The organism is Variovorax sp. GW821-FHT06D12, from assembly GCF_059419205.1.
In genome coordinates, this window is record NZ_JBWKRI010000011.1 from 26,042 (window position 1) to 48,623 (window position 22,582).

14 protein-coding genes are annotated in these 22,582 nt (G+C 69.9%); 1 reads left to right on the forward strand and 13 read right to left on the reverse strand.

What is annotated here, in order from left to right; genetic code table 11:
* Nucleotides 1–7: 7 nt before the first annotated feature.
* The 12 genes from AC07SQ_RS28220 to AC07SQ_RS28275 form a co-directional block, all read right to left on the reverse strand.
* Nucleotides 8–1,411, reverse strand: a complete 1,404-nt coding sequence (locus AC07SQ_RS28220) for an NHL repeat-containing protein (RefSeq protein WP_495273006.1) — start codon at nt 1,409–1,411, stop codon at nt 8–10.
* Nucleotides 1,412–1,609: 198 nt separating this feature from the next.
* A complete protein-coding gene (locus AC07SQ_RS28225; RefSeq protein ID WP_495273005.1) occupies nt 1,610–2,833 on the reverse strand; it encodes a DUF1501 domain-containing protein in 1,224 nt (407 codons plus the stop codon).
* Nucleotides 2,834–2,844: 11 nt separating this feature from the next.
* Nucleotides 2,845–4,428, reverse strand: a complete 1,584-nt coding sequence (locus tag AC07SQ_RS28230; RefSeq protein WP_495273004.1) for a DUF1800 domain-containing protein — start codon at nt 4,426–4,428, stop codon at nt 2,845–2,847.
* A gap of 127 nt (nt 4,429–4,555) precedes the next feature.
* Entirely contained in the window at nt 4,556–5,230 is a 675-nt protein-coding gene (locus tag AC07SQ_RS28235; protein WP_495273003.1) for a DsbA family oxidoreductase, read from the reverse strand.
* A 60-nt stretch (nt 5,231–5,290) separates the two neighbouring features.
* Nucleotides 5,291–6,712 carry an MFS transporter gene (locus tag AC07SQ_RS28240; protein ID WP_095744853.1) on the reverse strand — a complete coding sequence of 474 codons (1,422 nt, stop codon included), beginning with the start codon at nt 6,710–6,712 and terminating at the stop codon, nt 5,291–5,293.
* A gap of 49 nt (nt 6,713–6,761) precedes the next feature.
* A complete protein-coding gene (locus AC07SQ_RS28245; protein ID WP_495273002.1) occupies nt 6,762–8,663 on the reverse strand; it encodes a bifunctional sugar phosphate isomerase/epimerase/4-hydroxyphenylpyruvate dioxygenase family protein in 1,902 nt (633 codons plus the stop codon).
* A gap of 141 nt (nt 8,664–8,804) precedes the next feature.
* Nucleotides 8,805–9,581: an alpha/beta fold hydrolase gene (locus AC07SQ_RS28250; protein ID WP_495273001.1), complete on the reverse strand. Its 777-nt coding sequence runs from the start codon at nt 9,579–9,581 to the stop codon at nt 8,805–8,807.
* Nucleotides 9,578–10,822, reverse strand: a complete 1,245-nt coding sequence (locus tag AC07SQ_RS28255; RefSeq protein WP_495273000.1) for an MFS transporter — start codon at nt 10,820–10,822, stop codon at nt 9,578–9,580. The genes AC07SQ_RS28250 and AC07SQ_RS28255 overlap by 4 nt, the downstream gene beginning before the upstream one ends.
* Entirely contained in the window at nt 10,819–11,244 is a 426-nt protein-coding gene (locus tag AC07SQ_RS28260; protein WP_095947412.1) for a carboxymuconolactone decarboxylase family protein, read from the reverse strand. The genes AC07SQ_RS28255 and AC07SQ_RS28260 overlap by 4 nt, the downstream gene beginning before the upstream one ends.
* Complete coding sequence (gene pcaB / locus AC07SQ_RS28265; RefSeq protein WP_159277419.1) at nt 11,241–12,455, reverse strand: 3-carboxy-cis,cis-muconate cycloisomerase; 1,215 nt, start codon at nt 12,453–12,455, stop codon at nt 11,241–11,243. Before pcaB ends, AC07SQ_RS28260 begins: the two co-directional genes overlap by 4 nt.
* A 16-nt stretch (nt 12,456–12,471) precedes the next feature.
* Nucleotides 12,472–13,305, reverse strand: a complete 834-nt coding sequence (locus tag AC07SQ_RS28270) for a shikimate dehydrogenase family protein (RefSeq protein WP_495272999.1) — start codon at nt 13,303–13,305, stop codon at nt 12,472–12,474.
* Nucleotides 13,306–13,336: 31 nt separating this feature from the next.
* Complete coding sequence (locus tag AC07SQ_RS28275) at nt 13,337–14,260, reverse strand: shikimate dehydrogenase family protein (protein WP_495272998.1); 924 nt, start codon at nt 14,258–14,260, stop codon at nt 13,337–13,339.
* A gap of 199 nt (nt 14,261–14,459) precedes the next feature.
* Between AC07SQ_RS28275 and AC07SQ_RS28280 the strand changes: the two genes are divergently transcribed.
* Complete coding sequence (locus AC07SQ_RS28280) at nt 14,460–15,254, forward strand: IclR family transcriptional regulator domain-containing protein (RefSeq protein WP_056573982.1); 795 nt, start codon at nt 14,460–14,462, stop codon at nt 15,252–15,254.
* A gap of 91 nt (nt 15,255–15,345) precedes the next feature.
* Here AC07SQ_RS28280 and AC07SQ_RS28285 read toward each other — a convergent pair whose 3' ends face one another.
* The gene (locus AC07SQ_RS28285; RefSeq protein WP_495272997.1) at nt 15,346–22,323 is read right to left on the reverse strand and encodes an autotransporter outer membrane beta-barrel domain-containing protein; all 6,978 of its coding nucleotides are present in this window, start codon (nt 22,321–22,323) and stop codon (nt 15,346–15,348) included.
* Nucleotides 22,324–22,582: the final 259 nt, after the last annotated feature.

The following is a 22,582-nucleotide window of genomic DNA, read 5'->3' on the forward strand; positions in this document are numbered from 1 at the left end:
CTCGGGATCAGGGCGCGCGAGCCGGCGTGACCTTGCGGATCAGGTTGTTGAAGGTGTCGGCCAAGTACAGATTGCCAGCGGCATCCACCGTCACCCCATAAGGCTGCTTGAACGTGGCTGCCGTGCCGATGCCGTTCTGCGCGCCCAGCACACCAGGCTGGCCGGCGATCGTGGAGACCACGCCCGCCGGCGTGATCTTGCGCAGCAGGCTGTTGCCCGTGTCGGCCACGTAGATGATGCCGTCGCTGTCCACCGCCAGGCCGCCCGGCTGGTGGAAAGATGCCGAGTTGCCGGCCCCGTCGGCCGCCCCGGCCTGGCCCGAGCCCGCCAGCGTCGTGACCACGCCGCCGGGCGTGATCTTGCGGATGCGGTTGTTGCTGCTGTCAGCCACGTAGATGTTCCCGGCCGCGTCGGTCGCGATGCCGTAGGCCTGCCCGAAGGATGCCGCAGTCCCCGTGCCGTCAGCAAAGCCCGCGGTGCCCGAACCGGCCAGCGTGGTGACGTCGCCGGCCGGCGTGATCTTGCGGACAACGGCGCCGATGAATTCGAGCACGTAGATGTTGCCGGCGGCGTCCGTGGCCACCGATGAAGGGGTCTTGAACGTGGCAGAGGTGCCGTGGCCATCGAGCGACCCGATGGCGCCACTGCCCGCGAGCGTGGTCACGTCGGCCGCTGGCGTGATCTTGCGGATGCGGTTGCCGCCGAATTCCGCAGCATAGGCATTGCCCGTGGCGTCCAGCGCAAGACCGGACAGGCCCGAGAACGAGGCTGCCGCGCCGTTGCCGTCTTGCGAAGTGCCGTTGTTGCCACCGCCCGCAAAGGTCGTGACATCGCCAGCGGGCGAGATCTTTCGCACCAGGTTCGTTGCCGTGTCCGACACGAGCAGGCTGCCGCTCTTGTCGACGACCACGCTGTACGGGAGGTAGAACGATGCGGCGGTCCCGTTGCCATTGACCGAGCCGATCGTGCCGGAGCCGGCGAACGTGGACACCTGCGCCTGCACCGCCGAGCACGCGACCGCCACGTCACCGACGTCGGCCGCCGCCTTGCCGCTGCCCTTGCTGACGGTGCAGAACTGCCACAGGGGCTGGGTGCGCACGCTGACCTCGTAGGCCGCACCTTCGACGAGCGCGGCGGTGAAGGTGAACTTGCCATCGGCCGTGAGCTTCAGGTCGTCGCCCGCATTGTTCTGGAGCACCAAGCTGCCGGTGAGGCCAGTGACGGTGCCACCGACCGTGTGGATCACGACCACGGGAGGCGCCGGCTCGGGCTGCGGCTGTGCCGGCGCGACGATCGGCAGGAACCCCGCCCCACCGCCGCCTCCCCCACCACCGCCGCAAGCCGCCAGCAGCACGATCACACCGGCCATGGCGCTGCAGCGCCCGTAAGAACTCACTCGCTTGGAAAGCATCCGACGCCTCTTTGGAGAAACCCGCTCTCCGGCTGGAGCGCCCAATTGTTTCTGAATGTCTATTTTTGTAATTGCCGTGCGCCGGGACCATCCCCGAAAACAAGTAAATGCGGCGACGCTTGTCCGTGCGGCCGCGCGGTAGCGGGGACGAACGACGCGTCCGGAAAAGATCGGGAATGAGGGTTGCCCTCGGGGCCGTCAGACCAGCCGCAGGTCCTTCGTCGTCGCACCGCCGAACACCCGCGCCACCTGCGCCGTCGACAGCCCGTACATCCGCTGGAACAACCCGCCCAGCACCGCCCGGTACTCGTTGAGCACCGCGTGGTCGCGGTTCTGGAACAGCGTGGCCTGCGTCAGCGGCTGCTGTTCGCCCACGACGCGCCCGCCCGCCTGCGCGGCCAGGCCGCCGCCGAGCACCCAGTACACGGTGCCGTGCCCGTGGTCGGTGCCGCGGTTGCCGTTCTCGCGGAAGGTGCGGCCGAACTCGCTGACGACGACCACCACGGTCTGGCGCCAGGCGGCGTCGCCCATCTCCTGCGCGAAGCCGGCCACGCCGCGGCCCAGTTCTTCGAAACGGTTGGCCAGGTAGCCCTTGGCCGCGCCCTGCCCCACGTGGGTGTCCCAGCCGCCGACGTCGACAAAGCCGATGTCGAAGCGCTCGCGCATCAAGAGCGCCATGCGGCGCGCGACCTGCTCGAAGCCCTTGGGGCTCATGGCGTTGCGGCTGGCGGCGTCCATCTCGGCCTGCATGGCGCGCACCACCTCGTCGCGCACCTGGAAGCCCTCGGCCACGGGCTGCGCGAGCGCGGTGTTGCGGTACATCGACGCAATGATCTGGCTCTGCCGCGCATCGAGGGCCTGCCGCGCCACGCCCGCGAGCGCCATGTTGGCAGCCTTGGCGTCGTCGCCGCGCAGCACGATGGGCAGCTGGTCGGTGAAGGCGATGGGCGACACGTCGGCCAGCGGCCCGGCGCCGAGCACGCCGGCCAGCCGGTTGAGAAAGCCCGAGCGGTAGTCGCGCCGCGCGTTGTCGGGCGCCACGCCCAGCTCGATGGCGTCCTGCGTCTCGAAGTGGCTGCGCGTGAGGTCGTCGGTGCCGGCGAAGGCGATGAAGGCCGCCTGCTTGCGCTGGTACAGCGGCAGCACGCTCTGCGCGAGCGCGGGGTGCAGGCCCCAGTCGCCGCCCTCGAGCGGCAACGCGCCGTCGGGCGTGCCGGGCCGGGGGATGGCGATGTTGGGCCGCGAGGCGTAATAGAAGTCGCTGTTCGCGGTGGGCACCAGCAGGCTGGTGCTGTCGTAGGCGCCGCGCAGGAACACGACGAGCAGCTTGGTGCCCTCGGCAGCGGGCACGGCGACCGCGCGCGCGGCGGCGCCGACCAGCGGCGTGGCGGCGATGAGTTGCAGCAGGTGTCGACGTTGCATGACTGAGCCTTTCAACGCCGCATCAGCTCGGGCGATGCGAGCAGGAAGGTGTTCCACTCCGGCGGGTTCTTCGCCTGCGCGAGCGCCTGCTGCGTGTCGGCGCTCAGGCCGGGTTGCAGCGCATGCACGGCGCGCGACTCGGCCAGCGGCGGAAACGGCGGCTTCTCGAGCGGGGCCTTGTCGTCGGTGCGGAACAGCACGGCGCCGCCGGTGCCGATGGCGCGCGCAATCTCGAAGCGGGTGTTCATCTGGCCCGCGCTGGCCCAGGCGGCTTCGTTGAGCGGGTAGCCGTCGGGCGTCTCGTGGGCGTACAGGGTCTCGCCCATGCGGTTGATCCAGCCGATCATCGGCGTGGTGTTGAGCACCACGCGCTCGTCGTAGGCCAGCCGCACGCCCGCCACCACGTAGTGCACGGGGTCGCGGAACTTGCGGCCCAGCGAGGCCGCGAACTCGCGCGATTCGAACAGCGTCTGCAAGGTGGCCGCAATGTCGCCGTCGCTGCGCGTGAAGGTGGCGGCCATGCGATCGACCAGCGCGGGCGGCGGCTCGTCGGCCACGAAGTACACGGCGAGCTTGCGCGAGATGAAGCGCGCGGTGGCCGGCGCGCGCGCCAGGCGGTCGAGCGCCTCGTCGGTCTCGGCCAGGCCGCGCGCCTGGATGGGCTGGCCCAGGAAGGTCTTCGGGCCGTAGTCGTGCCGGTTCGGGTGGAACTCGAACAGGCCCTGGCGCACGTAGTCGGCGCGCACGGCCGGGCGCACCGCGGGCGGCGCCGCGTCGGGCGGCTGCACGCTGACGCCCACGCCGGTCAGCACGCGCGCCAGCTCCTGCACGTCGGCCTGCGTGTAGCCGCCGCCCACGCCCAGCGTGTGCAGCTCCATGAGCTCGCGCGCGTAGTTCTCGTTGATGCGGTTGGCGGCGTTCTGCGCGTTGTCGAGGTAGCGCAGCATGGCCGGATGCCGCGCGGTGGCGCCCAGCAGGTCGCGGAACTTGCCGAGCGCGTGCGGGCGGATGGCGTTCTCTTCGTAGTCGCCGACCATCGCGCGCACCAGGTCCTTGCGGATGCTGACGCTGAAGTGGTTCATCCAGAACCAGGTCATCTGCTCCTGCAGCTGGTTGGGCGAGTACAGCGCGCGCAGCAGGAAGCGCTGCTGCGCCTCGCGCGCGAGGGTGTTGAGTTCCTGCTGGTAGGCCGTGCGTGCGGCCTTCTTCGCTTCTTCGTCGGGCAAGGCGTCGGCGGCCTTGCGCCGGGCATCGAGCGCGAAGACGAGCTGGTCGAGCGGCGTGCGCGAGATGGCCATGGCGTCGATCTGTGCCTGCGCCGCCGCGGGCAGCGGGCGCGGCGCGGGACGCAGCTGGCGGCCCATCCAGCGCGGCAGGCCGTCGCGCGCCAGTTCGGCCTGGCTGCCGGCGTTGGCGCCCCAGCTCACACGGTCGAGCCAGCGCAGTTGCGCGGCGGGCGTGTCGGCGGCGTGGCCGAGCGCCGTGAGCGGCGGGCCCTCGGGACGCAGCAGGCCAGTGGAACAGGCGGTGAGCGCCAGCACGGCGGCCAGCGTCACGGCGATCGCGCGCGAGCGGTGCAGCTTCGGAGACGGCATGCGGTCGATCATGAACCGATCAACCGCTTCGCGATGTAGGCGGTTGACCGACCTCGGCCCGCGCTCAGGTAAAGCTGAAGGTCAGCTTCGTTTCAGGACGAAACGGCAGGGCCGAGGCCCCGCACGTTCAGGCCACGGCCGTGCTGCTGGGCTGTGCGCCCGCAATCTGCCGCAGCGCGCGCTCGAACACCTCGACCGGCTGGCCGCCGGAGATCAGGTGCTGGTCGTTGATGATGATCGCGGGCACCGAGTGGATGCCGGCGTCGGTGTACAGGCGCTCGCGTTCGCGGGTCTCGGCCGCGAACTCGTCGCCGGCCAGGATCTCGCGGGCCCGCGCCGCGTCGAGCCCCGCCTCGGTCGCCGCGCGCACCAGCACGTCGGTATCCGAAGGGTTCTGGCTGTCGGTGAAGTAGGCCTTCAGCAGCAGCTTCTTGAGCGCCACCTGCTTGACCGGGTCTTCCAGTTCGGCCCAGTGCAGCAGGCGGTGGGCGTTGAAGGTGTTGTACACGCGGGGCCGGCCCCCGGCGCTGAACTCGAAGCCGACGGCCGCGCCGCGTTGGCGGATCGCCTCGCGGGCCTGGGCCTGCTGCTCGCGCGAGGAGCCGTACTTCTGGTTCAGGTGCTCGAAGGTGTCCTGGCCTTCGGGCGGCATCTGCGGGTTCAGCTCGAAGGGCTGGAAATGCAGCTCGGCCGTGACCTCCGGCGCCACCCGTTTCAGGGCGGCCTCGAGCGAGCCGAGGCCCACGGCGCACCAGGGGCAGGACACATCGGAAACGAAATCGATCTTGAGATGGGCGGTCATGGCGCCATTCTTCATGGCGCCACAACCCCTTTGTGCGCGCGGGGTCTTCGCCCCTCGAGCTCAGGCCATGGCCTTGCGGCGCTCGCGCTCCGTGCGGGCGCTGGCCAGCGTTTCTTCGCGCAGCCGGTCGTACTCGGCCTTGTCGACCGGCACGGCGTTCGGGTTGCCCAGGTCGTGCATGTGGACGCGGTAGGTCTCGCGGGCGCTCATGGCGGCCAGCGCGGCCAGCACGGTCACGGCGAAGGTGATGGCACCCACGGTGAACCAGATGTTGGTCGAGCCCGGAGGCGCCACGGCGGCGAACAGCGCGGGCAGCAGCGCGGTGAAGGTGGTGCCGATGTTCTGCGAGATGGCCATGGCCGACACGCGGTTGCGGGTGCGGAACAGCTCCGGGTAGAAGCTCGGGAAGGTCGCGTTGTAGCCCTGGTACACGATGCCCCACATCAAGAGCGACATGCAGATGGCCAGCGGCACGTTCTTGATGCTGATGGCGTACAGGTACACGAACGACAGCAGGCCCGACGCCAGTGCGCCCACGATGATCGGCGGCTTGCGGCCGATGCGGTCCGACAGGTTGCCCACGAACGGGATCACCAGCACGGCCAGGATGTTGCCCAGCACGGGAATCCACAGGTACACGTCTTTCTGGAAGCCGATGCCATAGGCGGCCTGCACCGCGTAGGCCGCGCCGAACACGGTGGCGACCACGGGAATCACGTTCATCAGCGCCATGCAGATCACGCGCAGCATGTCGCCCCAGCTGTCGGTCAGCGCCTGGACGATCGGCGCCTTGGCCACTTCGCCCTTCTGGTCGACTTCGGCGAAGGCCGGCGTCTCGTCGACCTCGCGGCGGATGATGTAGCCGGCCACGATCACGATGAAGCTCAGCAGGAACGGAATGCGCCAGCCCCACGAGTTGAAGGACTCTTCAGGCATGTAGTGCGCCAGCGGCAGGAACACGGCGGCCGCCAGGATCTGGCCGGCCTGCACGCCCTGCAAGGTGAAGCTCGCGAAGAAGCCGCGGCGCCCGAACGGCGCGTGCTCCAGGATCATCGAGCTCGCGCCCGAAATTTCGCCGGCCACCGCGAAGCCCTGCACCAGGCGCAGGAACACCAGCAGCGCCGGGGCCAGCAGGCCGACCTGGTCGTAGGTCGGCAGCAGGCCCACGGCCACGGTCGAGAAGCCCATCAGGAACATGCACAGCACCAGCACCTGCTTGCGCCCGTGCGTGTCGCCCCAGTGGCCGAGCACGAAGGCGCCGATGGGGCGCGCGACATAGCCCACGCCGTAGGTCGCGAGCGACGCGATGATGGCCGTGGTCGGGTCGCCCTTGGGAAAGAAGATCTGCGGAAAGATCAGCGCCGCGGCGGTGGCGTAGATGAAGAAGTCGTAGTACTCCAGCGCCGAGCCGATCCAGCCGCTGGCGGCGGCTTTCCTCGACTGGTGCTTGCCTTGCGGCTCTTTGGCGGATGGGTGGGCCATGGGTTGTCTCCAGTGGTGTGACGAAGGTGTCGGATGCGAGGGGAAAAAGTCAGTCTTGTTGTTGGGGCTGCTGCGCCTGCGACGCCATGCGCGCGGGTGCGTTGAGCGCGCCGTAGGCGTCGTAGCCGCCCACGCGCTGCGCGACCTCGAAGAAGAGGCCGCCGTCGAAACTCTCGGTGTAGATGTGCAGGTAGTCGCCGGCCGCCGAGCGGTCGAACAGCACGCCGGCTTCGCGCATGCGCGCCAGCAGTTCGGGCGCCACGTCGATGCGCGTGGCCAGGTCGTCGTAGTAGTTGTCCGAGATCGGCACGAAGCGCGTGCCGTTGGCGCGCAGCCGGGCCACGGTGTCGAAGATGTCGTCGCAGTCGAGCGCGATGTGGTGCACGGCGCCGCCGCCGGTCACGCTCAGCGTGCGCGCGGTGCGCGTGCGCTGGCTCAGCGACACGTTCAGCACCAGGCGCAGGCTGCGGTCGGCATTGGCCACGCCGCGGCTGCGGATCAGGCCGAAGGGGTCGGCCAGCTCCAGGCTCTCGCCGGGCTCTAGGCCGAGCACGGCGCGCGTGAACAGCACCCAGGTGTCGAGCTGGTCGAGCGCCAGGCCCAGCGCCACGTGGTCGATGCGCGTGAGGCCCGCATCGCTGTCGCCCGCCCCTGCGTCCTCGAGGATGAAGTCGGTCTCGTACAGCCCGTTGGCGCCCAGCGCCTCGGGCACGAAATGGATCAGGTTGCCGCCCGGCGCCACGATGGCCGGCACGCGCAGCTCGTTCGGCCCGACCGGGCTGTCGTGGCGCTGCGAACGCATGGCGCTGGCGCGGCCCACGGCCGCGAGCGGGTCGGCGCAGCGCACGCCCAGCGCGCACACCGAGGTGCCGTGCGCCTCGAAACGCTGGCGCGCGAACGAATCGGGCTGCGCGTTGACGATGAAGTGGATGCCGCCCTGGCGGTACAGCGTGACGGCCTTGGAGCGATGGCGCCCCACGCGGCGAAAGCCCAGCTGCCCGAGCAGCGCACCGAGCGTGACGGCCGAGGCCTCGTCGGCCGCGAACTCGATGAACGACAGCCCCGAGAGCGCCGGCGCGGGCGGCGGGTTGAACAGCTCCACGCGCTGCGGCTGCACGGGGGCATTCCCGTTGGCGAGCCGCTCGCGCGTTTCGCTTTCGAGGTACAGCAGCGAGCGCATCGCATCGACGGCGGTGCGGCGGTTCGGCGTCTCGCGGAAGATGTCGTTGAAGATCTCCAGCGACAGCGGCCCCGTGTAGCCCGCGCGCAGCACCTGTTCGAAGAAGCCGACCACGTCGAAGTCGCCCTGCCCCGGGAACGAGCGGTGGTGGCGCGCCCACTGCAGCACGTCCATCGACAACAGCGGCGCATCGGCCATCTGCACGAAGAAGATCTTCTCGCCCGGAATGGCGGCGATGCCCGCCGGATCGTCCTTCAGCGACAGCGTGTGGAAGCTGTCGAGGATCAGCCCGAGGTGCGGGTGGTCGGCGCGCTGCACGATGTCCCAGGCCTGGGCGTAGCGCGAGGTGTGGCGGCCCCAGGCCAGCGCCTCGAAGCCCACGCGCAGGTTGCGGCGCGCGGCGCGTTCGGCCAACTCGTGCAGCTGGGCGGCGGCGCGCGCCGGGTCGTTCACCGACAGCGGCGATGTGTTGGAGCAGCACAGCACCAGCGGCGCGCCCATGGCTTCCATGAGGTCGAACTTGCGTTCGGCGCGCTCCAGGCTGCGGTGGAACTGCGCCTCGGGCATGCCTTCGAAGTCGCGGAACGGCTGGTACAGGTCGATCGACAGGCCCAGGTCGGCCACGATGCGGCGCAGCTCGGCGGCGGTGCCGCGGAAGTTGACGAAGTCGGCTTCGAACAGCTCGATGCCGTCGAAGCCCGCGGCCGCAATGGCTTCGAGCTTCTGGCGGAGGGTGCCGCTGAGCGAGACGGTGGCAATGGCGCGGTGCATGGGGATGGACTGTAGAAAGAGCCCGGGCGCGCCACAACGCAAATCAGCCCCTTCTGATCGATGATCGCACGCTGCCGATCATCATTCGAACGAAATAGGGGTTACACCTAGCCCGCACAGGGGTGTGGGCCAGGCGTTTTTTCAGAGGCTGCGCCAGTAATCGATCAGCATCTGCGCGAACTCGACCGGGCGCTCCACCGCGCTCAGGTGCGCGGCGTCGATGGTCGCCAGCCGCGCGCCCGGGATCTGCGCCACCATGGCCTCGGACATGGCCAGGGGCGTGGCCTCGTCCTGCAGCCCGCCGATCACCAGCGTGGGCGTGGCGATGCGGCGGTTGCTGTCGCGAAAGTCGATGGCGGCCACGGCGTTGCAGCTCTCGATGTAGCCCTGCGCGTCGGTGCGCACCAGCGTGTCGTGCAAGGTGCGCGCGGCCACCGCGCCCTCGGGCGTGGCGACGTAGGCCGGCGTGAGCCAGCGCGCCACGGCGCCCGGGGCGATGGCGGCCACGCCCTTGGCGGCCACGGTTTCCGCGCGCAGGCGCCACGCGGCCTGGTCGGGGTAGTGCGCGGCCGAATTGGCGATCACCACGGTCTTGAGCTGCGCGGCGTGCCGCACCGCCAGAGCCTGCGCGGTCATGCCGCCCATCGACAGGCCCACGAAGTGCACGGGCTCGCCGCCCGTCTCGCGCGCAATCAGCTCGGACGCGTCCTGCGCCAGCGTTTCCACGCGCAGCACGCCGGGCACCACCTCGGAGCCGCCGTGGTTGCGGTGGTCGTAGCGGATCACCGTGTGGGCGCGCGCGAGCTGCGCGGCCACGCCGTCCCACATGTGCAGGTCGCAGCCGAGCGCATGGCTGAGCACGACGAAGGGGCCGTCGCCTTCGCGCACGACATTCAGGCGGGGGGAGGAAGTGGTCATGGTGTGGAGTCCTTCTGGGGGGAGGATGGAGAAGCAGGTTGCGCAAGGCGCGGCAGCCACAGGAACGCGATGGCCAGCAGCACGGTGCCGGCCATCAGCATCGGCACGACCATCGGCCAGGCGCCGTACGAAAAGCGCGTGTCGACGAACAGCGCGGCGACCTGCCCCACGCAGAACGCGACCATCATCATGCCGAAACCGGACCACGACACGGCCCGCCCCGCCAGGTGCGGCAGGTCACCCACGGCGCCGGCCTGCCCGCAGGGCTGGTGGATGCCGTGGCCGAGGCAGTACACGGCGTGGCCCGCCAGCAGCGGCACCGCGCTGTACGGCATCAGCCAGCAGCCCAGCGCCTGGATCACGGCGCCGGTGATGCTCAGCACCGCGCCCAGGCGCACCGTGCGCATCGGCCCGAAGCGGCGCAGCAGGCTGCGGCACATCGTGGTGCTGAAGATGTAGACCAGCGAGCCGCCGGCCGGAATCCAGCCGTACCACGCAGGCGACCAGCCGAGGTAGCCGATGTAGACCATCGGCGAGAGCAGCAAAAAGCAGAACAGCCCGCCGTAGGTGGCGGCCGCCACCGAGGCCCAGGCGCGGAAGGCGCGGCTCGCGAACACGGCGCGCGTGCTGCCGCGCGGCGCGGACGATTCGCCCTCGCCCCACGGCCGGCGGGTTTCGCCGAACGAGCGCCAGCACAGCGCGAACAGCACCACGGCATAGAGCGCCATCGCCACCATCACCCAGCGCCAGCCCGCGCCCTGCACCAGCCAGGCGCCGAGCAGCGGCGCCATGAGGCCGACCACGCCCAGCCCCGTGAGGCCGCGCGCCATGACATGCGGGCCTTCGTGCGCCGGGTACAGGTCGCGCACCGCGGCACGCGCGCACACGAGGATCGCCGCCATCGAAAAACCCTGCAGCGTGCGCCAGCCCGCGAGCACCGCCACGCTGCCGGCGAACGCGCCGCCGAAGGCCGCGATGGCGTAGCAGCCCAGGCCCGCGAGCAGCACCGGCCGGCGACCGAAGCGGTCGGCCAGCGGACCGCACAGCAGCTGCGCAAAGCCGAAGGCCAGCACGAACAGCGTGAGGCTGGTGCTGGCCGAACCGAGTTCGCCCGCGATGGCGGGCAGCGCGGGCAGATAGCTGTCGGTGGCGACCGGCTGTGCTGCGAGCAGCAGCGGCAGCAGCAAGGTGAAGCCGACGTCGAAGCGGCCCTTGCCGCCCCGGCCTTCCGTCGCGCTCACTGCGCCGCCACTGGCGGCAGCAGGCCCTTCTCGCGCAGGATGTTCGTCGCGATGCCGAAGGCGTGGTTGGCCACCGGCACGCCGCAGTAGATCGCGGCCATCATGATCACTTCCTTGATCTCGTCGGGCGTGAGGCGCGACTCGGGCGGGCCGTCGAGCGCGGCGCGCACGTGCATGGCGAACTCTTCGTAGGCGTGGATGCCCAGCATCATCGACAGCACCATGAAGCGGCGCGTCTTGTCGCCCAGCGCGGGGCGACCCCAGATGTCGTTCCACGCGTGGCGCGTGATGAGCTCCTGGAACTCGGCGTTGAAGCCGTTGCGGTTGGCGAGCGACTTGTCGACCCAGGCGTCGCCGAGCACGCGGCGGCGGTTGACGAGCCCGTCTTCGTAGGGGTTGCTCGGGGTGTCGGGGGCGGTCATGGCGAGAGTTCCTTGTCGGATGAGAGTTGGGCTTGCAGGGCTTTCACCTCTGCCACAGCGATCTGCCCCGCGTTCACGGCGAGCGCGGGGTCGAACCATTCGTCGGCCGCGTCGCGCGGCAGCTCGGCGCGCAGCCGGTCGATGTTGGCGCGCATGCGCGCCGCATCGACCTGCAGGCCGGGCAAGGCGCCGGCCATGGCGCGCACGCTGCCGTGCGCCGACATCAACAGCTGCGGCCATTCGGCCAGCTCGGCCTGCCAGGCGCCGAGCGCGCGTTCGTGCTGTTGCGGCATGGCGCCGAGCAAGGCGGCCACGCGCTGCGGCGCGCGGTGCGCCGCGGCGATGGCGACCATCGAGGCCACGGGGTTGCGCTTGTGCGGCATCGCCGACGAGCCGCCGCGCCCGGGTTCGCTCGGCTCGGCGACCTCGGCCACTTCGTACTGGCCGAGCAGCGAAATGTCGACCGCGACCTTGCCCAGGCTGCCCGTGAGCAGGCCGAGTTCGCAGCCGAGCGCGACCCATTCGTCGCGCTGCGTGTGCCACGTGGCGCCGGGGTCGCCCAGGCCGAGTTCCTTGGCCATGCGCTGGCGCACCGCGGCGCCCTGCCCCTTCATCTGCGCCAGCGTGCCGACGGCGCCGCCGAGCTGCAGCTGCAGCGCGTGCTTCGCGGCGGCGCGCAGGCGGGTGCGGCTGCGCACCAGCGGCGCGGCCCAGCCGGCGCACTTGAAGCCGAAGCTGGTGACCGAGGCCGGCTGCATCAGCGTGCGCGCGAGCATCGGCGTGTCGGCGTGCTGCACCGCCAGGCGCAGCAGCGCGTCGGCGGCCTTGGCCAGGTCGGCCTCGACCAGCGCGACGGCTTCGCGCGTGACCAGCGCCATCGCGCTGTCGATCACGTCCTGGCTGGTGCTGCCGAAGTGCACGAAGGGCACGGCCTCGGCATTGAACAGGCCCACCGCTTCGCGCAGCGCCTTCACCAGCGGGATGGCGACGCTGCCGGCGCGTCCGCTCTCGCGCACGATCTTGGCCACGTCGAACAGCTCGACCTTGCAGCTGCCGACGATCGAATGCGCGGCGCTCTCGGGAATCAGCCCCTCGGCCGCCTGGGCGCGCGCGAGCGCGGCCTCGAAGCGCAGCATGGCGTCGACGAAGGCGCGGTCGCTGAAGGCGCCCAGCGTTTCGGAGGTGGAAAGGAAGCCTTCAAAAATGCTCATGCGTGTTCCGGTGTTTTCAGTATTTCAATTGCGCCACGGCGCGCAGTTCTTCGGGCGAGGCGGTGCCGAAGCCGAAGAACTCGAGGTAGGCCGGGATCATTTCGAACAGCATGTCGGTGCCGACCTGCACCTGGCAGCCCTTGGCTTTGGCGGCCTGCAGCAGCGGCGTGTACTCGGTCTTCATGACGACCTCGCCGACGAAGGTGTCGGGCGCGATGCGGTCCACGTCGAAGGGCAGCGGGTCGGTGTCCTTCATGCCCAGCGGCGTGGCGTTGACGACCACGTCGTAGCCGGCCGGGTCCTTCGAACCGGTGGAGACCTTCATCTGCGGATAGTGCTCGCGCAGCCGCGCGCCCAGTGCCTGCGCGGAGGCGTCGCTCATGTCGAACAGCATCAGCTCGGCCGCGCCGGCCGCCGCAATCGATGCCGCAATGGCCGACCCGACGCCGCCCGTGCCCGACACCAGCACGCGCGTGCCCTTGAACAGGCGCCCCTTGCGCTCCACGCCGCGCACGAAACCCGCGCCGTCGAACTGGTCGCCCAGCAGGCTGCCGTCGGGCCGCTTGAGCACGGCGTTGCAGGCGCCCGCGACGCGCGCGGTCGGCGTGACCTCGTCGACCAGCGACATCGTCGTGACCTTGTGCGGCATCGTGACCAACGCGCCGCGCAGGTTCGAGAACTTGAAGACCTGCGCGAGCGACACCGCGTAGTCCTCGGGCTTCACGCCCATGGGCACGACGACCGCGTCGATGCCTTGCTTGTCGAACCAGGGGTTGTAGATCATCGGCGCCTTGAAGGCCTCGGTGGGGTAGCCGATGTGGGCGATGAGCGTGGTCTTGCCGGAGATCATGGGAAGTCGTCTTGTTCAGGAAGGAGCGGGATCAGGCCACGCTCGGGGATTGGTAGCGCAACGGGGTTGCGATCTCGGCGTGCATCGCCGGCGGATAGATGAGCTCGCGCAAAAAGTCGGCGTCGGCCTGCATCGCATCGGCCGCGTCGATGTGGCCGAAGTAGCGGAAGTAGTGCGGCATCTGCTGCACCAGCATCTCGAAGCCGGCCTGCGCGTTGAGCCCCCGCGCCCGCGCCGCGCGCACCAGCGGCGTGGGCTGGTTGCGCAGCAGGATGTCGAACAGCGCCGCGTGCGGTTCCATGCGTGCCACGTCCAGCGGCAGCACGTCGTCTTCGGCCAGGCCCAGCGGCGTGGCGTTGATGACGAGGTCGTAGCCCTCGGGCGCGTTGCTGTCCACGGCAACCACGGTCGCGTCGAAAAAAGCGTCGAGCTTGGCGGCCACGCCCGCGGCCTTGCCGGAGGCGGTGTCGAAGAAGGCGATGTGCTCGGCGCCGTTCACCGTGCCGCCTTCGGCCAGCGCCACGCCGATGGCGGCGGCGCTCACGCCCGCGCCGAGGATCAGCACGCGCTTGCCGCGAAACGGCACGTTGCAGCGGTCGAGCGCGCCGATCAGGCCTTCGCCGTCGAACAGGTCGCCCTCGAGCTGGTCGCCCTCGGTGCGGCGCACCACGTTGACCGAGCCTGCCACGCGACCGAACAGGCCACAGCCGTCGAGCAGGTCGACCACGCGCGGCTTGTGCGGCGGCGCGATCACCATGCCGCGCACGTTGCGCGCCAGGAAGGCCGACTTCATGAACACCGCGAAGTCGCGCACCGGCACCTGCATGGGCACCAGCACGGCGTCGATGCCGTAGCGCGCGAAGGCCGCGTTGAACATGCGCGGCAGCCGCACGTTGCGGACCGGGTCGCCGGGGATGAGGTAGGCCTGGGTGCTGCCAGTGATGAATGGGCTCATGGGCGTGCTTCCGTTCGTCAATCGCTCGTTTCGGGGCGGAACTGCGGGCTTTATAGTCCCTTCGCGCGCGGCCTGCTGGCACATGGAGCGCCAAACGTTCGATGATCGATCTTTAAAGTACGTCAATCGATCAAAATGCGGGTTTTTACTTAGCCATTCGAGCCCCGCCGCCGCGCCGGACGCGGGCACACTTCCGCCCATGAACAGCACCAGCCCCGACGACTCGACGCCGCCCGCCGGCCTGGACAAGCGCGACTGGATCGCCGGGCTGGAGCGCGGCGTGAGCATCATCGAGGCCTTCGACGACGCCAACCCGCGCCTCACGGCCAGCCAGGCCGGCCAGCGCACGAACATGACGCGCACCGCCGCGCGGCGCTACCTGCTCACCCTGCAGCACATGGGCTACGTGGCCAGCGACGGCAAGCTCTTCTGGCTCACGCCGCGCGTGCTGCGCCTGGGGCAGTCGTACCTCGAATCGGCCCGGCTGCCGCGCGTGGTGCAGCCTTTCCTGCAGCGCGTGGCGGCCGGCACCAACGAGATCGCCTACTTGAGCGTGATGGACGGCGACGAGGTGGTCTACATCGCGCGCAACGGCCCCAACCGCAGCATGAGCACCGGCTACGTGCTCGGTGCGCGCGTGCCGGCGCAGGTCACGGCCTCGGGCATGCTGATGCTGGCGCTGCGCAGCGACGCCGAGCTGAACGACTGGCTGGCCACGCGCCAGCTCACGGTGTTCACCTCGCACACCATCGCGAGCATGGAGCGCATGAAGCTCGAGCTGGCGCGCATCCGCGCCCAGGGCTGGGCGCTGTCGGAGCAGCAGCTCGACCTGAACTCGCGTGGCATCGCCGTGCCGCTGCGCGACCGCCACGGCACGCTGGTGGGCGCGCTGAACATCACGATGCCGATGGGGCACGAGAGTTCGGAAGACGCGGTGGCCCGCGTGCTGCCGGTGCTGCGCGAGACGGCACAGGCGATGCGCAACCTGATCTGAGCTGAACCGGTGGCGCGCGTCGGTCATGCCGACGCTTTCTTTCGAAGCGGCCGCGACAGGCAGTTCCGTCGCGCCGCCTCACTTCACCTGCTCACCACTTCACTCGCACGCCCGCCGCCGCATTGATGGAGCTGCCCACCCGCGCCCCGCCACCCGTGGCCCACTGCTTGCCGAGTTCGCCGTAGAGGCTCGTGCGCTGGCTCACCGCCAGCGTGAAGCCCGCAGCCAGCTCGGTGCTGGTGCCACCAATCGGCGCGCCGACAGGCGTGATGGCCGCCGGGTTCACGAAGCGAGCAACGTCGTTGCCCTTGGCGCTGCGATAGACATTCAGGCGCGCATAGGGCTGCAGCGTGCCGGCGCCGGTCGCGAAGCTGCCCTTGATGCGAACGCCCGCGCGGCCGATCCAGCCGCTGTCCGCGTCCTGCTGCACGAGTGCGCCCGGGATGGACACGTCGTCAAGCCGCAGCCGTTGATGGATCAGCTGCAGTTGCGGCTCCACCGACCAGCCGCTCGCACCGATCGCGAAGGCCTTGCCTACTTCGATCGATGCCAGGAAGCTGTTGCCCTTGCCCGAGACGCCCGCACTCAGGAGCGGCTGCACCGTGTAGCGGTGGCGACCGGCCTGCAGCACCGCATCGGCATAGAAGCCATCCTCAGTGGTGAAGGTGCCGTAGAGACCCAGGTATTGGCTGCGCAGATCGTTGCTGCCTGCGGCGGTGTTCAGAAGGCCGCCGCTGAAGCCGCTCGTGCGGGCGTTGCCGTCGAGCTGGCCCACGTAGATGCCAGCGCGCCAATCCGGGTTGGCCCACAGGTCGGTGCCGGCCTGCAGTCCGGTCAGACGGCCCTCGCCGTGCGGCGAGACGGTGCCGCCCTGGCGGATGTCCATGTCGGTGGAGATCAGCCGGCCCCAGGCGCGACGGTTGTTGCCGTCGGTGCCCGGCGTTGCTCCCGCACCGCCGCGCACATCGTCGTCGCCGACGCGTTGGCTGCGGCTCGCGAGCATGCCCAGGTTGCCCTGGCGCAGCTGATGGGGCAGCGCCGCGAACAGCGAAGCCTCGGTGCGGTAGGTCGGCAGCCCGGCACCGCCGGAAGTGCCTGGAACGCCCGGAGCGCCCAGTTCGGCCTCGGTGCGCAGATACCAGTTCTCGCCACCGCCGCTGGCGTCGCCCGCGTACAGCCGGTACTCGAAGGCCCCGGCATCGACATGGCCGCCCGAGAGCACGAAGGCGTCCTTGGTGGTCTGCGCGGTGGTGGTCGCGCCGTTGCGTGCACTGATCAGCTCGATACCCGCGCCGCTGGTGCGTGCGCCCAGGCCGCCGAGGTTGGAAACCTGCACCGTCGTGCGACCACTCGCGCTGGCGGCAGCACCGTCGAGCACGAGACGGTCGGCGGTGCCGGGGTTGTCCAGCTTCGCGGCCAGCCGCAGCACGCCGTTGTTGCCGACGTAGGGGCCGGTCAACGTGAGTGTGGTGCCGGGCGTGCTGCCCAGCAGCGAGACCGTGCCTGCGTTGTTCAGGCCTGCCATCTTCTGGCTGAAGCCCGCCAGATCGAGCGTGGCGCCGCTGGCTACGATGCCGCTCGAAGCAGCGCTGAAGGCGTTGGCCGAGCCGGCCTTGAAGGTGCCTGCGACGACGCGCGTTTCGCCGCTGTAGCTGGCCGTACCCGCGAGCGTGAGCGTGCCTGCTCCGACCTTCACGAGCGAACCGCCGGCGCCGCTGATGGCGCCCGAGATCGTGCTGTCGCTGCCGACTGCGCCGGTGGTCAGCGCCTTCGCGCCGAGCACCACGTCGCCCCCACCGCCGAGCGAGCCGATGCTCGCGCCGGTAGTGGCCAGGTCGATGCGCACCTGCGCGCCAGCCGCATTGGTCACCGTGGCGCTGGCGGCATTCGCGCCGTCCTGCAGCCGCAGCGTGCCCTGGTTGGCAATGACCAGCGTGCCCGCGTCGGCCTTGCCGCCGAACTGCAGCGCCGCGCCCGAGGCGATGCCGACAGCGCCCGTGCCCAGCGCGCCGCTGGTGTCGGTGGCGAGCGTGCCCGCATCGACCAGCGTGCCGCCGCTGTAGCTGTTGGCACTGGCCAGCGTCAGCGTGCCGGCGCCGATCTTGCGCAGCTTGCCGGTGCCGCTCATCACGCCGGCGTAGGTGCCAGCGGTCTTGTCCTGATCGAACGCGACCTCAGCGTTGTTGACGATGTTGCCCTGCAGGCTGGTGGCGCTGCCCTGCAGCACGCCGCCCTTCACGGTGGTGCCACCGGTGTAGGTGTTGATACCGCCGAGGATCAGCCGACCCGCATCTTCCTTCGAGATGCCGCCTGCGCCCGAGAGCGCGACATTCACCGTGGCGGTCATGGCCGCGCCCCCGGCCATGCCGTCGCCCACGCGCACCACCGAGTTGGCGTTGTCCAGCGTGAGGCCGTCGCCCTGGACCGTGTAGCCGTCGACCGCGAACTGCGCGCCCGCGATGCGCACCGCGCCACCGGCCCCGTCGACCGTCACGGTGCCGGCCTTGCCCCCGAACACCGCGAACTGGCCCTGCGCCCAGTTGGCGTTGAGCTTGCCGTCCACGTCGGTCCAGCCGTCCTTCGAGGGCTGGGGGTTGCCCGCGCGCCAGGTGCCGCTGCCGCCGGCCACCTGGTTGTCGTGGTACTTGGTGCTGTCGCCGCCGTCCCAGAATCTCAGCTCAAGGCCCGCGCGGTTGACCAGGTTGACCTGGTTCGCCACCGAGGTCTGCACCTGCAGGTCGGCCAGCTTGGTGCCGGCCGGTGCGGTGCCGATGTCCAGGCCAAAGTCGGTCAGCGTGCCGCCGTAGCTCATGAGGCGATACAACCCTGGCCCGAAAGTGCCGCCGGCCGACTGCGCGACGTTCAGCGTGCCATTCAACTGCAGGTTGCCCGTGACATTGATCAGGTCGTTGAGCGCGCCGCCGGGCACGCCGGCCTGGCCGAGTTCGTAGTTCAGCGTGGCGCCGCCGCCCAGTGCGAGCGCACCGAGCGTCAGCGTGCCTGGGCTGTTGCCCGCGGCGAGGATGCCGCCGTCGGCAACGAAGACCGTGCCCGCGATGGTGCCGCTGCCCGCGAGCGTGGCGCCCGTTTGCACCTGCACGCTGCCCGTGCCCGTGGCACTGCCGCTCTTGTTGTTCACGCTCAACGTGCCGGCGGTCACCCGGGTGCCGCCGGTGTAGGTGTTGGCGCCCGACAGCGTGAGCGTGCCGCCGCCCACCTTGACGATCGAGCCCCCGGCACCGCCGGTGCCGCTGATCGTGCCCGACAAGGTGCTGTCGCCGCCGCTGCCGCCGAGCGTGAGTGCGCTGCCGCCGAGCACCAGATCGCCCGCGCCGCTGAGCGAACCGAAGCTCACGCCGATGACCGCCTGGTCGATGCGCACCTGCGCGCCGGCCTGGTTGATCACCGTGGCCTTGTCGGCCGAGGCGTAGTCGGCAAAGTCCAGCACCCCGCCCGCGGCGTTGGTGATGGTCGACGTGCCGGCGCTTGCCTTTGTCTGGAAGCGCACCGAGCCCTGGTTGTAGATGGCCGCGCCGCCCGCATCGGCGTTGATGCCGAACAGCAGCCTGCCGGGGGCCGCGACGCTCACCGGGCCGCTGCCCAGGGCGCCGGTGACATCGGTGGAGAGCAAGCCGCCATCGACGAAGGTGCCGCCCGTGTAGCTGTTCGCGCTGCCCAGCAGCAGAATGCCGCCACCGATCTTGCGCAGCCGGCCGCTGCCGCTCATCGCGCCGTTGTAGCTACCAACGATGAACAGGTTCGGATCGAAGACGACCTCGGCGTTGTTGACGATGTTGCCTCGCAGGCTCAGCGTGTCGCCCACCAGCACGCCGGCCTTGACGGTGGTGCCGCCGGTGTAGGTGTTGGTGCCGCGCAGCACCAGCGTGCCCACGTCGTCCTTGACCAGGCCGCCCGTGCCGGTCAGCGCGACATTCACCGTCGCGCTGCGCGTGGTGTCGGTGCCCGAGCCATCGCCCACGCGCACCACCGTACCCGAGGCGCCGAGTTCGATCGCATCGCCCTGCACCACATAGCCATCGGCCGCGAACTGCGCGCCGATGATGCGCACCGTGCCCCCCGCGTTGCTGACATTGACGGTGCCGCCCGTGCCGCCGAACACCGCGAGCTGGTCCTGCGCCCAGGCCGCGTTGATCTTGCCGTCGGCGCCGGTCCAGCCGTCGCCGGGCACGCCCACGCGCCAGGTGCCCGCGCCGCCGGCGATCTTGCCGTCGTTGTACTTGCCGGCGTCGCCGCCGTCCCAGAATTTCAGCTCAAGGCCCGCGCGGTTGACCAGGTTGACCTGCTGGGCCACCGAGGTCTGCACCTGAAGGTCCGTGGCCGCAACCGGCACGCTGCCGATGTCCAAGCCGTTGTTGGTGAGCGTGCCGGTGTAGTCGATCAGGCGGTAAATGCCCGCACCGAACTGGCCGCCCTTGGACTGCGCCACGTTGAGCGTGCCGTCCAGCAGCAGGTTGCCGTTGACCTTGACCAGGTCGTTGAGCGAACCGCCGTCAGTGCCGGCCTGGCCGAGGTCGTAGTTGAGCACCGCGCCCTCGAAGAGGCTCAGGCTGCCAAGCGTCAGCGTGCCGGCACCACCGTTGCCGGCCGACAACACGCCGGCCTTGGAGATGGTGACCGCGCCCGCGATGCTGCCGTTGCCCGCCAGCGTCCCGCCGCCGAACACTCGCACCGCGCCGCTGCCGGTCGCACTGCCGCTCACGTTGTTCACGTTCAGCGTGCCGGCTGCAATGGTGGTGCCACCGGTATAGGTATTGGCGCCATTCAACGTGAGCGTGCCTGCACCCACCTTGACGATCGAGCCGCCTGTGCCCGAACCTGGTTGCGAGAAGATGCTGCCCTTGTCGCTGACGGTGCCCGAGATCGTGTCGTTGCGGCCCAGGCCGCCGAGCGCGAGCTGCGTGGCGCCCAGGACGACGGCGCCGCCACCCGAAACCGCACCGAGTTCAAGCGGGGGCTTGCCCGTCGCGCCCGACACGTCGAGCGTGGCGCCTGTGGCGTTGGCGACTGAGGCACTCGTGCCCGTCGCGGCATCGACGAAGCGCACCAGCCCGCCGGCCGTGTTGACGATCTGCGCACTGCCGGCCGTGGACGTCTGGCCGAAGGCCAACAGGCTGTTGCTTCCGTTGGTGATCGTCGCCGCCCCGGCGCTGGCGCTCTCGAAGAAGTTGATCGCCCCGCCCGCGTTGGTGATGGTCGATGCATCGGCACTTGAATTGCCGCCGAACTGCAACGCGTTCGCGCCGCCCATCTGCCAGGTCGCGCCATTGAGCGTGATCTTCGAGGAAGCGGCCGTGGCGCCCTGGGCGAACGACAGCGTGTTGCCGCTGTCCCCGCCTGCGGCGCGGCCCACCGTGTACGCGTTGCCGCCGGCGCTCGCCTTGTCGCTGAAGATCAACTGCGAGCCGACGCCCTGCTGCTGCACCGCGCCGCTTCCGAACACGCCGCTCACGGTGGTGAAGATGCTCACGCGGTCCTGCAGCACCGTGCCGCCGCTGTAGTTATTGGCCCCCATGAGGCTCAGGGAGCCGCCCTTGCCAGTGACGGTGAGCGAACCGTTGCCGGTAATGGCGCCGGCCACGCCGAAGAAGTTGTCGCCCAGATCGATCGTGCCACCGCCGGAGCCGAGCGCGACGTTGCGCATGCTGAAGGACGGCGCGGAACCCGCGGCGATGCGCAGGGTGCCACCATCCAGCGCCAGGCCCGTGCCGAACGCGCCGAGGTTGGCGTCGCCCGATATCTGCAGGATGCCGCCCTTGATCGTCGTGCCGCCGAAGAAGTTGTTGTTGCCCCTCAGCGTGAGCGTGCCGGCGCCGTTCTTGATGAGGCCACCGATGCCGCTGACGGTGCCGCCCAACGTGAAGTTGTTGTTGCCCTGCACGGTCAGGCTGCCGACAAGGTTCACGTTCTGGGCCAGCGTGAGGCCGTTCGCCGCGGCCTGGATCGCGCCGCCGTTGCCCATCAGCGTGCCGGTGCCGAAGGCGCCTGCGTCATCGAAGATCGCGACGCCGCCGTTGAGCAGGGCGCTGCCGCTGACCACCGGGCCGTTCAGGGTCCAGGTGCCGCTGTTGACCTGGAGGTTCTCGAAGTTCAGGTACTGCGCGGCCTTGATCTCGCCCGAGCCAGCACCACCGCCGGCGTTGCGCAGCACCAACGTGTCGGTGCCACCAACGCCCGCATCGACCGTGCCGGCGGCCGCGAAGTTCAGCGTGCCGCCCGACGGCGCCGCCACCGCAGTGGCCGACACCAGGCTCGGTCCGCCGTTGATGGACGAGCCGGTGGCCGCGATGAAGGTGTCGTTGCGCGCCCCGGTACCGAGCGAAACGCTGCCGTTGATCGTGCCCGCGTTGGTGAAACTGTTGCCGCTGGAAGTCGGGCTCTCGAACGCGATGCGGCCGGTGATCGTGCCGGTGTTCACCATGTTGATCTGGCCGCCACCATAGACGGCGACCGCCGCTGCATCGGCCTCGGCCAGTGTCGCTTTGGCGATAGCCCCGGTGGTCATCGTTCCGTTGTTGGTGATCGTCGTGATGCCGCCGCCGTTCTGCAGCGCGAGCGCCAGGCCGGCCAGGCCGACGGACGCATCCCTGGTGCCACTGATCGTCCCGTTGTTGATGACGGTGGCCGTACTGGCCCCGCCGTTGCCCATCACGACGCCCGTGGACAGGTTCGCGGTGCCGTTGCCGAACAGCAGCGGATCGATCTGGCCGTTGTTCGTGAGCTTGATGTCGGAACCCGTCAGCGTCATTGCGCTGCCGCTTCCACCCGGCAGCACGCCGACGGTCGCCCCGGCGTTCACCGTGACGTTCAGGTTGCTGGCGCCGTTCGCATAGTCCGGCGCCAGCAGGGGGGCGGCACCGTCGCAGGTCACGTCGTTGAATGCAACCGTGCACACCGCCTGCGCCGGAAAGAAGCTGGTCGCCAAAAACGCGAGCGCAGCGCCCGCCACTGTCGCCGTGCCGCTGCCCTTGCCGCAGCCCTTCGCCAGTTCCGATGCAACGCGAAACCGGCCCAGCCGACGGTCGAAGATCACGCGGTAGATGTGATTCAAAGGTCTCTCCTCCAATTTTGTAAACCGATGTTATCTAGCCGATGAACTCGAGGTCCCGTGAACGCGAGAAATCGGTGAAGGACCAAATGGAAGGCGAGGAAGTGTCTTGAAGCCACAACATTCCGAAGCCCGCGCCATTGATTGCGAGTTCGCGACCGGCAGCGCGACGCCATCCCGTTCGACCACCGGGCTCCATCCAGAGAGGCACTGACAGCATTCCGACAGCATCCGCCCGGCAGGATGCGGGCTTCCATCCAAA

Excerpts from the sequence above, each read along its gene's own strand:
- AC07SQ_RS28220 (WP_495273006.1), bottom strand. The coding sequence starts at position 1,411 with ATGCTTTCCAAGCGAGTGAGTTCTTACGGGCGCTGCAGCGCCATGGCC.
- AC07SQ_RS28225 (WP_495273005.1), bottom strand. The coding sequence starts at position 2,833 with ATGCAACGTCGACACCTGCTGCAACTCATCGCCGCCACGCCGCTGGTC.
- AC07SQ_RS28230 (WP_495273004.1), bottom strand. The coding sequence starts at position 4,428 with ATGCCGTCTCCGAAGCTGCACCGCTCGCGCGCGATCGCCGTGACGCTG.
- AC07SQ_RS28235 (WP_495273003.1), bottom strand. The coding sequence starts at position 5,230 with ATGACCGCCCATCTCAAGATCGATTTCGTTTCCGATGTGTCCTGCCCC.
- AC07SQ_RS28240 (WP_095744853.1), bottom strand. The coding sequence starts at position 6,712 with ATGGCCCACCCATCCGCCAAAGAGCCGCAAGGCAAGCACCAGTCGAGG.
- AC07SQ_RS28245 (WP_495273002.1), bottom strand. The coding sequence starts at position 8,663 with ATGCACCGCGCCATTGCCACCGTCTCGCTCAGCGGCACCCTCCGCCAG.
- AC07SQ_RS28250 (WP_495273001.1), bottom strand. The coding sequence starts at position 9,581 with ATGACCACTTCCTCCCCCCGCCTGAATGTCGTGCGCGAAGGCGACGGC.
- AC07SQ_RS28260 (WP_095947412.1), bottom strand. The coding sequence starts at position 11,244 with ATGACCGCCCCCGACACCCCGAGCAACCCCTACGAAGACGGGCTCGTC.
- pcaB (WP_159277419.1), bottom strand. The coding sequence starts at position 12,455 with ATGAGCATTTTTGAAGGCTTCCTTTCCACCTCCGAAACGCTGGGCGCC.
- AC07SQ_RS28270 (WP_495272999.1), bottom strand. The coding sequence starts at position 13,305 with ATGATCTCCGGCAAGACCACGCTCATCGCCCACATCGGCTACCCCACC.
- AC07SQ_RS28275 (WP_495272998.1), bottom strand. The coding sequence starts at position 14,260 with ATGAGCCCATTCATCACTGGCAGCACCCAGGCCTACCTCATCCCCGGC.
- AC07SQ_RS28280 (WP_056573982.1), top strand. The coding sequence starts at position 14,460 with ATGAACAGCACCAGCCCCGACGACTCGACGCCGCCCGCCGGCCTGGAC.